The sequence below is a fragment of the Paenibacillus sp. S-12 genome (genome assembly GCF_030363895.1).
Taxonomy (GTDB): Bacteria; Bacillota; Bacilli; order Paenibacillales; family Paenibacillaceae; genus Paenibacillus_B; species Paenibacillus_B alvei.
Genome location: NZ_JASIUF010000021.1, coordinates 19,827 through 32,444, shown reverse-complemented (window position 1 = coordinate 32,444; position 12,618 = coordinate 19,827). Strand labels below are relative to the sequence as shown.

10 protein-coding genes and 1 pseudogene are annotated in these 12,618 nt (G+C 36.7%); 10 read left to right on the top strand and 1 reads right to left on the bottom strand.

Translation table 11 applies throughout. The annotated features are described in order from the left end of the window. Positions 1–5 precede the first annotated feature (5 nt). The 10 genes and pseudogenes from NO352_RS19640 (at position 6) to NO352_RS19595 (ending at position 10,895) form a co-directional block, all read left to right on the top strand. A complete protein-coding gene (locus NO352_RS19640; RefSeq protein WP_289356576.1) occupies positions 6–1,280 on the top strand; it encodes an ABC transporter ATP-binding protein in 1,275 nt (424 codons plus the stop codon). Next, complete coding sequence (locus NO352_RS19635; protein WP_289356575.1) at positions 1,277–3,640, top strand: methyltransferase domain-containing protein; 2,364 nt, start codon at positions 1,277–1,279, stop codon at positions 3,638–3,640. The genes NO352_RS19640 and NO352_RS19635 overlap by 4 nt, the downstream gene beginning before the upstream one ends. Further along, positions 3,633–4,676, top strand: a complete 1,044-nt coding sequence (locus NO352_RS19630) for a glycosyltransferase family 4 protein (protein ID WP_289356573.1) — start codon at positions 3,633–3,635, stop codon at positions 4,674–4,676. Before NO352_RS19635 ends, NO352_RS19630 begins: the two co-directional genes overlap by 8 nt. Further along, positions 4,677–5,807, top strand: a complete 1,131-nt coding sequence (locus NO352_RS19625; RefSeq protein WP_289356572.1) for a glycosyltransferase family protein — start codon at positions 4,677–4,679, stop codon at positions 5,805–5,807. It abuts the gene before it with no gap. Positions 5,808–5,862: 55 nt separating this feature from the next. Beyond that, positions 5,863–6,606 carry a sugar phosphate nucleotidyltransferase gene (locus tag NO352_RS19620; protein WP_289356571.1) on the top strand — a complete coding sequence of 248 codons (744 nt, stop codon included), beginning with the start codon at positions 5,863–5,865 and terminating at the stop codon, positions 6,604–6,606. A 13-nt stretch (positions 6,607–6,619) separates the two neighbouring features. Beyond that, the gene (rfbC, locus tag NO352_RS19615; RefSeq protein WP_289356622.1) at positions 6,620–7,168 is read left to right on the top strand and encodes a dTDP-4-dehydrorhamnose 3,5-epimerase; all 549 of its coding nucleotides are present in this window, start codon (positions 6,620–6,622) and stop codon (positions 7,166–7,168) included. Positions 7,169–7,183: 15 nt separating this feature from the next. Further along, positions 7,184–8,202: pseudogene (gene rfbB / locus NO352_RS19610) on the top strand (dTDP-glucose 4,6-dehydratase). A 3-nt stretch (positions 8,203–8,205) separates the two neighbouring features. Beyond that, on the top strand, positions 8,206–9,042 hold the full coding sequence (gene rfbD / locus NO352_RS19605; RefSeq protein ID WP_289356568.1) for a dTDP-4-dehydrorhamnose reductase: 837 nt from the start codon (positions 8,206–8,208) through the stop codon (positions 9,040–9,042). 21 nt (positions 9,043–9,063) lie between these two features. Continuing rightward, entirely contained in the window at positions 9,064–10,008 is a 945-nt protein-coding gene (locus NO352_RS19600) for a glycosyltransferase family 2 protein (RefSeq protein WP_289356567.1), read from the top strand. Further along, a complete protein-coding gene (locus NO352_RS19595) occupies positions 10,005–10,895 on the top strand; it encodes a glycosyltransferase family 2 protein (RefSeq protein WP_289356565.1) in 891 nt (296 codons plus the stop codon). Before NO352_RS19600 ends, NO352_RS19595 begins: the two co-directional genes overlap by 4 nt. A gap of 90 nt (positions 10,896–10,985) precedes the next feature. Here the strand turns inward: NO352_RS19595 and NO352_RS19590 are convergent, their stop codons facing one another. Next, positions 10,986–12,482 carry a sugar transferase gene (locus tag NO352_RS19590; protein ID WP_289356564.1) on the bottom strand — a complete coding sequence of 499 codons (1,497 nt, stop codon included), beginning with the start codon at positions 12,480–12,482 and terminating at the stop codon, positions 10,986–10,988. Between the last annotated feature and the right edge of the window lie 136 nt (positions 12,483–12,618).

Sequence of the window (12,618 nt, the reverse complement as noted above, 5' to 3'; positions counted from 1 at the left end):
AGGAAATGGATAATTCAATGATAAAAGTTTCTCACTTGTCTAAGATATATAAAATGTACAATAAACCAATTGATCGCCTTAAGGAGTCTTTGAATATATCTCATAAAGTTTATTATTCAACTTTTCATGCTTTAGAGGATGTTACCTTTGACGTAAATAGAGGAGAAACAATCGGAATAATAGGGAAAAACGGATCTGGAAAGTCGACATTATTAAAAATTTTAGCAGGTGTCCTTTCCCCTACAAGTGGAAATGTTGAAATAAAAGGAACTGTCTCAGCAATATTAGAGCTCGGTGCAGGGTTCAATGTGGAATATAGTGGAATGGAGAATATTTACCTGAATGGAACTATATTAGGGAAAACAAAAGAGCAAGTAGATGCTCGGCTGAATGACATACTTGAATTTGCTGACATAGGTGAATTTATTCATCAACCAGTTAAAACTTATTCAAGCGGAATGTTTGCTAGATTAGCGTTTGCTGTAGCGATTAATGTTGATCCAGATATATTGATTGTTGACGAGGCACTAGCGGTAGGTGACATGAAATTCCAGGCAAGGTGTTTTCGTAAATTTGAAGAATTAAAAGAGAAAGGGACAACAATATTATTTGTGGGACATGATGTTTCAAGTATCCGCAAATTTTGTGAAAAAGCCCTATGGCTACATCAAGGCAAGTTAATAGCTTTTGGTGATACATTAAGCGTTACTGCTGAATATATGGAATATATGAATTCTGAGCAGTCCACTATACAGGAACATAATGAAATAGATATTAATAAAGAAGATAATAACGAGGATTGCGAGAAATTTGAACCAATTAATCGTTGGGGGAGTCGTACTGGCTCTATCTCGAATGTGATTGTACTAAATTCCAAATCAAAACAGTCGAGTGTGTTGGAATATGGGGAAAAAGTAAGAATAAGTGTTCAATTTACTGTCCCTGAGGGAGCTGATTTGAGACATTTTAGTACAGCTATCGCCATAAAAAATACGATGGGTTTAGACTTAATTGTGTTCACAACTAAAGACGATAATGAAGGCTTTTTCTGTGATGTAAAAGCTGACAAAATAGAAGTGGTTTTTGAGTTTACAAACTTTTTGACTGATGGGGAATATGTTCTAGTAGCTGCTCTTGAGGATCGATCTTCCATTCAACCACAATATTATGATTTTATTGAGGGTGCAGCCTATTTCAAATCAACAACAACCGATCAGTTTTTTGGAATTGTGCACCCTCCGTGTCATGTTTATATGAGAAGGAAGAGTGATATTTTATGATAAAAACCGCTGCAATAAATAGTAAAGATTACTGGGATAAAAGGTTCGAAGAAAACTGGGAACCATACTCAGGGAGAAAACAGACTTTGTATTTTTGTAATATAGCATATGATTTATTTCCTGAGTGGTTGAAGGCAAAGCTAACGAAGGGGGTTAGTTTTGCTGATGTAGGCTGTGCAGAAGGTGATGGAACTAATTTTTTTGCAGATAAGTTTCCGAATAGCAGGTTTACTGGGATTGACTTTTCAGAAGTTGCAATCAACAAAGCGAAATTGCACTATCCCGATCAGGATTTTATGCAAGCTGACATTGCTGCAGTAGAGAAGAAATTTGATGTTGTTTTTTCTTCTAACACGCTGGAGCATTTTGTGAATCCTTTCGAAAAATTATCTTATTTGTTTAAAATATCAAACCAATACACGATTCTTCTACTTCCTTTTCAAGAGTATGATAGATTTGAAGAACATTTCTATACATTTGATTATAAAGACTTCAAAATAAATAAGGATGGATTTTCTGTAGTTTTTGCTCAGGAATTTGATTGTTCTAGGAAGCCTAATATTTATTGGGCGGGCAAGCAACTATTGATTATTTATGCTCATAGTAGTGTGTTCGAACAACATGAGGATTTAAATCTGGGGGATTATATACACTCACTTTCAGATCATTATACTCGATTGACTGCTGAACTTGAGACCTCAAAATTAACAATTAACGAGTTATCGACCCAAATAACGCAGCAGCAAACAACAATAGCTAACCAGCAAGATACTATACAAAATATATATGAAGAAAATAAGAGAAGTTTAGAAAAGCTTGAACAAGTACGATATGAAAAAAATAAAGAAACTCTCGAACTCCAAGAGGGAATAAAGATAAAAAATGAGTATATAGAGAAACTTGTACAAGAGATTAAAGAGGCGCATGATTCATCATTATTGCTGGATAAAGAAATGAAAGATAACGAGAATCAAATTGAATGGCTTTTAAATGAGAAATATAAATTAGATATAGAATTGCAAAATATTAAGTCTTCACGGTTTTGGAAAGTAGCTACAAAGTATTATTTTATTCGAGACAGGATTCCCTTTACCCGAAAGTTATATAGAGCACTAGGTATATGGAAAAGGTATGGCTTTAAGACACTTATCCAACAATTAAAGCTAAAGCTAACAAATAGAGGACAAACTAATCAATATAATTCCATTACGAAATCCGTATATGAGCGGATAATGAGTGATATAGAAAGTGGCGAATTAACAGGAGTTACTGTTATTCCATCAGCATTCGAATTTAAAGAGTTATATAATCAGCGGACGATAAATTTAGCAAAGTATTTGGCGAAGAAAAAAATAGTAGTGTTATTTGTTGTATGGCAATGGAGTAAGGACGAAATAGTTCCAAATTCACATAAAGAGGTTTACCCCAATATATATCATGTTCCTTTTTTTGATTTTACCGAAAATGTGGAGTTATTAGAGTTGTTCGGCAACATCACAAATAAGAATGCTATACTCAATATTCCTTCGAAGGAATGGAGTCAACTGCTATTACCATTGAAGAAATACGGCTTCCGGACGACTTATGATATTATGGATGATTGGGAAGAGTTTAATTTAGTTGGGCAAGCACCTTGGTACGATAAAATTATCGAAGAATCAGTGATCCTGAATGTTGAAAATGTTGCTGCAGTCTCAATGCCTCTGGTTGAAAAATTCAGCCATTTAAGAGGAGATATTTCTTGCATAGGCAATGGTTATTATAGTGAGTTATTAGGTGAAAAAAACAGGAATATTGCTTGTGGTACTCTTCAAAATGGCTCGCATATTAAGGTTGGATATTTTGGTCATCTGACTGAATCGTGGTTCGATTGGGATCTAGTCGAGAAAATGTTGCTTGATCCTTGTATCTTTATTGAAATAATAGGATATGGCGCTAGTGAAGAAACGATAAAAAAGATGAGCCATTATTCTAATTTCAAATATCTTGGTAAAGTAGAACCAAGTAGATTAAGTGAATACGTTAAATCATGGGACATCGGAATGATCCCTTTCATTCTATCTAAGCTTTCAACGGCTGTGGATCCAATAAAGGTTTATGAGTATATCTATTTTGGGTTAAAAGTCATTTCAACTGGTATTCCCCATTTGGAAAATTACCCTAATGTATACACGTTTGATAAAGAAAATACGAATGTTTCAGTATCAGAGTTTATTAAAGAGATATCATCGATAGAAGTATCGGATGAAACAGAAAGTGAAATTGATGTCTTCTTGAAAGCTACTACCTGGGAAAAAAGGTTTCAAGAAATGCTAGAAAGACAAAATATATTTTTCTCGGAGATATATAATAATGAATGAACAGCTAAGGGTACTTAATGTATACAAATGGGCTACAATGGGGGGAGTAGAAAGAGTCTTCCTAAATAGAGCGCACGCTTTTAAAGAATATGGTATATCAATTGTTTATGATGTGTATTTCCTGCACGATAGTGGTGGTAGAGAAAGATTCAAAAAGTATATCAAAAAGTATGAACTAGACAGTAATATTCGAGTCGTTGATGATTTTAAAGAAGACGACTACGATCTTATCCTATCTGTAGACACACCTGAGATACTAGACAAAACACGTAATAATAACAAAGTGTATATGGAATGCCATACGGGATATAAAGATAATCGTACTTATATTAAAAGGCTACCTTCTGACATAGGGGGTATAATTGTACCATCCGATTTTTTTAAAAATACAATTCGGGATGAAGTCCCGAATTGGTTAATGGATAAAATTTATACGCTTACAAATTTTGTGTTTTCCAGTGAAGAGCCCATAAATGATAAGAATTGTTTTTGGTCAAAAGTTCCTTTGGTATATGTCGGGAGACTCGATAATTTAAAGAATGTAGAAGAGGCTATAAGAATACTGGCCTATTACAAAGATAATATCAGTGATGATTTTATTCTTCTTCTTGCTGGGCCAATTATTCATCATGAAATAGATATCCATGCTTTATTAGAAAAGTACAATGTTAATGACAGAGTAGTTTATTTGCCACCGATAGATTTCGAAAATGTGAATAAACTTTATGAAATGGTGAATACGCATAGTGGCATATTCCTTTCATCTTCGAAAAAGGAAACATTCGGTTTATCTGCTGCTGAAGCGATGATAAATGGTTTACCCGTTCTACTATCTAACATTGAAGCACATCTTGAACTTGTAGATGCTAACGATAAATTCGTGTATGAGTTAGGAAATATTAAGGAAGCAGCTTTAAAGCTAGCAGAAATATTAGAAAACTATATTGAATATACATCAATTATAAGAACTATGACAAAAAAGTTTTCGAGTCAACAATTTGTGAAAGATTGGAATGCCTTGATCGGTGGTGTTTAAGTGGTAAGAACTATAAAAATAGCTTACCTCATGCATGTTGATTGGAATTGGGCCAAGCAGAGACCTCATTTTGTGTATGAGCAATTATCTGAAAAATATAAAGTGGATTTATATTCTATAAGGAATATGTTCCGCACTAGTAAGCTCGCTGTAAACCCGATTGCAAATGGCTCAAGAGAATCATACACTGTAAAAAAGATGCCCTTTTCTGGAAGATGTGATTTCTCTAAAAGAATAGAGAAACTTTCTAACAAAAAGGTTATACAAAAGTTACTTTGTACTGATTATGATTTAGTTTGGATTACCTCTCCAGTTATGTTGCATTTCATACCAATAGAAACAATTCAAAATCGGAAAATTATATATGACTGCATGGATGATTATTTGGCTTTTTCTGTTAATCGCAAGCGAATCGAGTTGCATTTAGCCTACGAAAAAAAATTGGTTTCAATGTCATCTGCTGTAATAACTACTTCAAATCTTTTGAAAAAACGTATTTTAGAGCGATATGGAGTATATATAGCAGCTGAGAAAGTTCAGGTTGTTAACAATGCTCTGAATGGGGATTGGCTAAAAGATCATAATAAAAAAATAAACAATGTATCGAGGTATGTGGAAGAAGAGTTTTACACAGTTGTATATGTAGGTACAATTGGGGATTGGATTGATTTTGAAAGTTTACATTACGTATTACAACAAAATTTGAAAGTAAGGTTTAAATTTATTGGGCCAATAGAAATAAAAGTTAAAGAGCACGTACATCCTAGATTGGAATTTTTGGGGCCAGTTTCACATGTGGAATTACCGCATTTATTGCATTCAGGAGATGCATTCATAATGCCATTTATAAAAAATGAGCTTATAGAAGCAGTAAACCCTGTTAAACTTTATGAGTATATTTTGTTTAATAAACCAATATTTGCTATTAAGTATGATGAGATAGAGAAATTTAAGCCTTATGTATCGTTATATAACGATAAAGTAGAATTATGTCGATTGCTAGAAAGACATACAAATGTAGCTAATAATATTGTTTTACCTGGTGATAAACAACGTATAGAGTTCTTGAAAGAACAAACATGGGATGCTAGAATGGAGCGGATTTATAAGGTAATAGAAGAAATTGTGTGATTTCTCTTGGGTCTATTCTTTAGATTAAACGTTATTGAAGAAGGAGAGATTAATAATGAAAGGTATCATTCTTGCAGGCGGGACTGGTTCTCGCCTGTTTCCTTTAACCAAAGTAACGAATAAGCACTTATTGCCCGTTGGGAAATATCCCATGATTTTTCATTCAATTAGCAAACTAAAACAATCTAATATTACTGATATTCTTGTTGTCACTGGGAAGGAACATATGGGTGATGTTGTTAATCTATTAGGGAGTGGCTCCGATATGGGAGTAAGCTTCACCTATAAAGTTCAAGACGATGCAGGAGGGATTGCTCAAGCTCTTGATTTAGCTGAACAATTTGTAGGCGATGATCAAATGGTAGTCATCCTTGGGGATAATGTATTTGAAGATAATATTACTTGCTACGTAGATAAATTTCAGAAACAGAAGAGTGGCGCCAAAATACTACTTCAAGAGGTTCATGATCCACAGCGATATGGTGTAGCAGAGTTGCAAGGGGAGCATATTGTTTCAATCGAAGAAAAACCGCGGCAGCCCAAAAGCAATTATGCGGTAACAGGAATCTATATGTTTGACCACACTGTGTTTGACATTATTAAAACACTTAAGCCATCTGGTCGTGGTGAGCTTGAAATTACGGATGTCAATAATGCATATATAATGCGGAATGAACTTACGTTCGACATGCTTCAAGGCTGGTGGACAGATGCAGGGACACATGCATCACTTGCTCGAGCGAATGAACTTGCCAGAGATATTACGTTCGGAGAAGAGTTCGGGGAATTTAAGTTTTAAGGGGTGCTGGATGATGAAGGTAACACAGCTATCTATTCAAGGCGTATATGTAATAGAACCAGTAATCCATGGTGATCAGCGAGGTTTTTTTATGGAGAGCTATAATGAACAGAAGTTAAAGGAATACGGAATAACGTTCAACTTTATTCAAGACAATCAGTCTCTGTCTGCCGAGGTAGGTGTAATTAGAGGACTCCACTATCAACTTCATCCTAAGGCACAAACGAAGTTGGTTAGAGTAATTTCAGGAGCTATATACGATGTAATTGTTGATATTCGCAGAAACTCTCTGACATTTGGGCAATGGGTAGGTGTCATTCTAAGTGAGCACAATCATCGGCAGCTTTTGGTACCTAAGGGCTTCGCACATGGTTTTTGTACACTAGTACCTAATACGCAAGTATTATATAAAGTAGATGAATATTATGCACCGGGGTATGAACGTGGTGTTCTATGGAATGACCCGGCCTTAGGCATTGATTGGCCAACAACTAATCCAATATTGTCTGACAAGGATAAATTACATCCTACTCTGAAAGAAGCGGAAATAAATTTTGATTGAATAGGAGTTAGCTGCATGAAACTACTCGTAACAGGCGGTGCTGGATTTATTGGCAGCAACTTTGTCATATATATATTGAACAAATATCCTGAATATAAAATTATTAACGTAGATTCTTTGACTTATGCTGGAAATCTGGAGAACTTGACAGATGTACAAAATAATCTGAACTATCGGTTTGTGAAGGCAGATATTGCAGATGCGATATCAATGGAAAGAATATTTAACGAGGGTGTAGATGTCGTAGTCAATTTTGCTGCGGAATCACATGTAGATCGAAGTATTTTAGAGCCTGAAATCTTTGTGAAAACAAATGTGCTCGGAACGCAAGTCTTACTTGATGCAGCTAAAAAATATGGAGTCACCAAATTCGTGCAAGTATCAACAGATGAAGTTTATGGATCTCTTGGGGAAACGGGTTTGTTTAGTGAGACTACACCTCTAACACCGAATAGTCCATACTCTGCAAGCAAAGCAGGGGGGGATCTACTCGTAAGAGCATATCATGAGACTTTTAGGCTTCCTGTCAATATTACACGCTGTTCGAATAACTATGGACCGTATCAGTTTCCTGAGAAGTTGATCCCATTAATGATTTCCAACGCTTTAAATGACAAACAGCTCCCGATTTATGGAGATGGACTTAACATTCGTGACTGGTTATATGTCGAAGATCACTGCAGTGCGATTGATTTGGTCATTCATAAAGGCAGAAATGGTGAAGTGTACAATATAGGCGGTAATAATGAAAGAACAAACATCCATATTGTGAAAAAGATACTAGAACAGCTCGGTAAACCAGAGTCATTAATAAAGTTTGTAGAAGATCGTCTTGGACATGATCGTCGTTATGGAATCGATGCAACTAAGATTACGAATGAACTGGGTTGGAAGCCTAAACATACTTTTGAAACAGGAATTAATGAGACGATTAACTGGTATTTGAAAAACCGGATTTGGTGGGAGAGAATACAGTCTGGTGCGTATCAGGCATTTTATAAATAACAATATATGGAACACGGCTAGGGGAGTAATGTATGAACATACTCGTTACAGGTGCTAATGGGCAATTGGGGGCGGACGTAGTCCGCCTTTTGTCTAAAAAGGGACATCATGTTGTAGGACTCGGAAGAATTCAATTAGACATCACTGATGGGGAAATGTGTAACACTGTCATTGATGAAGAAAAACCTGATGTTATTATACACTGTGCTGCCTATACGGCCGTTGATAATGCAGAGACGAATCAGGATCAAGCGTACTTGGTTAATGCGATTGGGACGGGAAATCTATCTGTTGCCGCGGAACGGATAAAGTCCAAGTTGTGCTATATTAGTACTGACTATGTATTTGACGGTACGGCCTCTAGTCCTTATTATGAGTATGATATTACCAATCCACAGACTGTGTATGGTAAGTCTAAACGGGCTGGAGAACAGTTAGTACAGTCGTTATGTTCTCGCTGGTTTATTGTGAGAACATCGTGGGTGTACGGAGCTTCAGGAAGAAACTTTGTTAAAACGATGTTGAAAATAGGTCAGGAGCGAGATTCAATACAAGTAGTTAATGATCAATGGGGATGCCCAACGTACACAAGTGACTTGGCTTTATTTTTAGGGGAGCTTGTTGTGACGGAGAAATATGGTATTTATCACGCATCTAATGCTGGCATTTGTACGTGGTTTGAGTTTGCACAGGCTATTTTTGAAGAAGTAAACATACCCGTAACAGTTGAACCGTGCACAACTGAACAATTTCCACGTCCAGCACCTAGGCCCCGTTATTCTGTGATGGAATCGATGGCGATACGCATGAATGGATTTTTGCCAATTCGCCATTGGCGAGAAGCACTGCGAGAATATTTGAATGAATAACAGAATGGGAAGTGAATGAGAGTGAGGGAACAACGAGATAAAGTTCAGATTCTTCTTTCAACCTATAATGGGGAGAAATATCTTCGGGAGCAGCTTGATAGTCTACTGAGGCAGACTCATTCTCATTTTTTTATTACAATAAGAGATGATGGTTCGTCGGATCGAACAACAGCCATCATTCAAGAATATGTGGGCAAATACCCTAATCGGGTAGAGGCTTTCTATGAGCAAAATGTTGGGGTTATCTCGAGCTTTTTCAAACTTCTCTCGAACTATATTCATGAGGATACGGATTATGTCTGTTTCTGTGATCAAGATGATGTATGGCTGGATGATAAGTTAGAGAGGGGGGTGCGTTCTCTAGGAGAATATGCTACTGACCGACCTATGATGTATGTGACGCCTACTCTAATGGTGAATGAAATGCTTCAGCCGCTACACAATTGGCCCCCTGTTCCCCAGAGGGGGTTGTCATTTTATAACGCGCTGGTAGAGAATATTGCTGTAGGTGCTGTATTGATGATGAATAGGGCAGCAGTTGAACAGATTAGAGGTAATATTCCGAGTCATCTAAATATTGTAATGCATGACTGGTGGGTCTATTTAGTAGTGTCTTCATTAGGAAAAGTGATTTATGAGGAGAAGCCGAGTATCTACTATCGTCAGCATCAAAATAATGTGGTAGGTGGACAGTACAGTTTTATTGATAAGTGGGTAAAAAAATGGAGTAGCTACAAAAAGCATCGATCTCAAAAAATATTGTGGAATCAAGCTAAGGAGTTCGAACGTTGCTGGGGAGAACATCTCTCTCTTGAGATGGCAAGAGAGTTGCATCAATTTCTTATCCCGGGTAGGGGGATTATTGCTAGGACGAAGTATGCATTGACGACACGGCTGTATCGGCAGTCAAAGTTGGATAACCTCGTCATGCGACTTATGCTGATTAGAGGGGATATTTTGCGATGACTGACTTATCTATCATTATTGTCAACTACAATACGAAGCAATTAACCCTCAATTGCTTGAAGTCTATCTATCAGTCAATTACGGACTATCAATATGAGGTTATTCTCGTAGATAACGCTTCACGGGACGATATAGTTGATGTTGTTAGAAATACGTATCTGCAAGTAAGATTAATTGCGAATACCGTTAATCTTGGCTTTGCGAAGGCGAACAATCAAGGCATGCGCATTGCTGAAGGCAGATATGTTCTACTCCTTAATTCGGATACTGTTATTGAATCTGACACACTCGATATCATGATTCGATTCATGGATGACAATCCGACAGTTGGGGCGTCCGGATGTAAAGTACTGCTGCCTGATGGTTCACTAGATAAAGCGTGTCGACGGGGCTTCCCAACTCCTTTGGCTACATTATTTTACGTATCCAAGTTATCGAAATTGTTCCCAAAAAACCCGAAAATCAACGCTTACCATCGTGAAGATCTTGATCCGAATGAATCATATCCAATCGATTGTTTGGTAGGGGCTTTTATGATGGTACGACGAGAGGCAATTGAAAATGTAGGGTTGTTGGATGAAACATTCTTTATGTATTTTGAGGATACGGACTGGTGCTATCGTTTACAGGAAGCAGGCTGGACGAATTACTACTATCCGAAGACTACGATATTACATTATAAACGCGCCAGTAGTCGGAATAAGCCTATGCGAATCACATATGAATTTCATAGGGCTATGGCAATGTTTTATAATAAACACTATCGGTCGAAATACCCGATATGGGTTACCGGATTTATGTATGTAGGGATCGGTGCTAAGTTTACGATTTCGATTACGTTAAATGCTGTATCAAAGCTAATTAAAAAGCTAATCCCGTCCTCATAGTAAAATGCACCCTCTTCATGGTTTGCTTATAGAAGAGAGTGCATTTGTTGTTTTTGTATATTATCAAATACAGTGAGTCCCATATGTACATTAATAAGCGCCTTCACCTTTTAGGACAACGGGGATTGTTTTGAGTAGGATCTTTAACTCCAATGAGATGCTCCACTTTTCAATATAGTATAAGTCTAACTTAACCCACTCATCAAAAGTGATGTCACTGCGACCGCTAACTTGCCACAATCCTGTTATTCCAGGTCGGATATCCAACCGCCTCCATTGAAAATCAGTATATTGCTCTACTTCATTTGGCAGTGGTGGTCGAGGTCCGATAAGACTCATTTCACCTTTTAGCACATTAAATAACTGTGGTAGCTCATCAATTGAAAATTTACGAATAAACCGCCCAACCCGAGTGATTCGAGGGTCATTTTTCATTTTGAATGCAGGCCCATCGGCTTCGTTATATTTTTCGAGCTGCTCTTTTAACTCTTCTGCATTGTTCACCATTGATCGGAACTTGTGCATATGGAACGGCGCTCCATTTTTTCCGACTCGTTTCTGATGTATGAACACAGGCCCTTTAGAGTCAAGCTTAATAAGTAGAGCTACGATCAATAGGATCGGAGAAATAATAATAATGCCAAGTATCGATAATATAATGTCAGCCGCTCGTTTCAAAAATAAATTCAGTCCTCTGAGGGGAGTCTTCACAATTTCAATGCAAGGATAATCATAAGCTTGATCGAACGAGATACTCGAGGTTACCAATTCGAATAGCTCGGGAATAATCTTAATTTGAACGTCATACTTCCGAATGGAGGTTATAAGTTCATTTATTATGTTCTTTTCTGATGGAATGGTAATATAAATTTCCTGTACCTTATGATGAGCAATGAGCTGCTCGATGTTCTGAATAGTGCCTAATACTTGATCGCTATTTTTATAATCATCTAAAAATCCAACAAAATGGCAGCTTGTGTTTGCCATAACGTGATTTCGGATCTGCATTCCGATTTTGCCTGCTCCGATTATTAATACGTTTTTATTGTATCTTCTCGAACGATGCAAAAGAACTTGAGCATAATGCCTCATAATTCTAGATAAGAGGAAAATGAACACCATAAGAATCGCAAGCATTAGTATGAGCACACGAGAGTATACGATACTTGTTTTTAAAAAGAATGCAATTCCTAATGCAATTAGAAATGAAGTTGAAACAGCTTTGACTGCTGATATCGTATCATCAATCATCCGGATATCGCGATTCCGTTTAAACATGCCTTTCTGATACAGCATTGCTGTATAAATCGTAAAAATGATGCCAATCAGTAACGCGTAGTCAGCAAGTACTGGTATTTTAGCAATGCTGGTGTGAAGCTCACTCCAAGTCAACGAACCATAATCAGATACAACTTTATAATAGAACAGTGTAAGGAAGCCGATTATATACAGAATGTATTCTATAAATATTAATCCTATATTAATGGATAATTTGATTCGTTCTGTTTTTCGATTATAAGCTGCAATGTCCTCTGCAATGAGAAGATTCGTACTTTGGCTGAGCTTCTTGTTCAATTGAACAGGCAAACTCATAAATTGACACTCCTCGACATGTTATCTAACTGTAGTGATTATAACATATCAGCTAGAAGTATGTTCCTTGTAGGAACACAATTTAAAGTACTTTTCTCTAAAAAGGACATGTTCACTTTCAACGTATTTT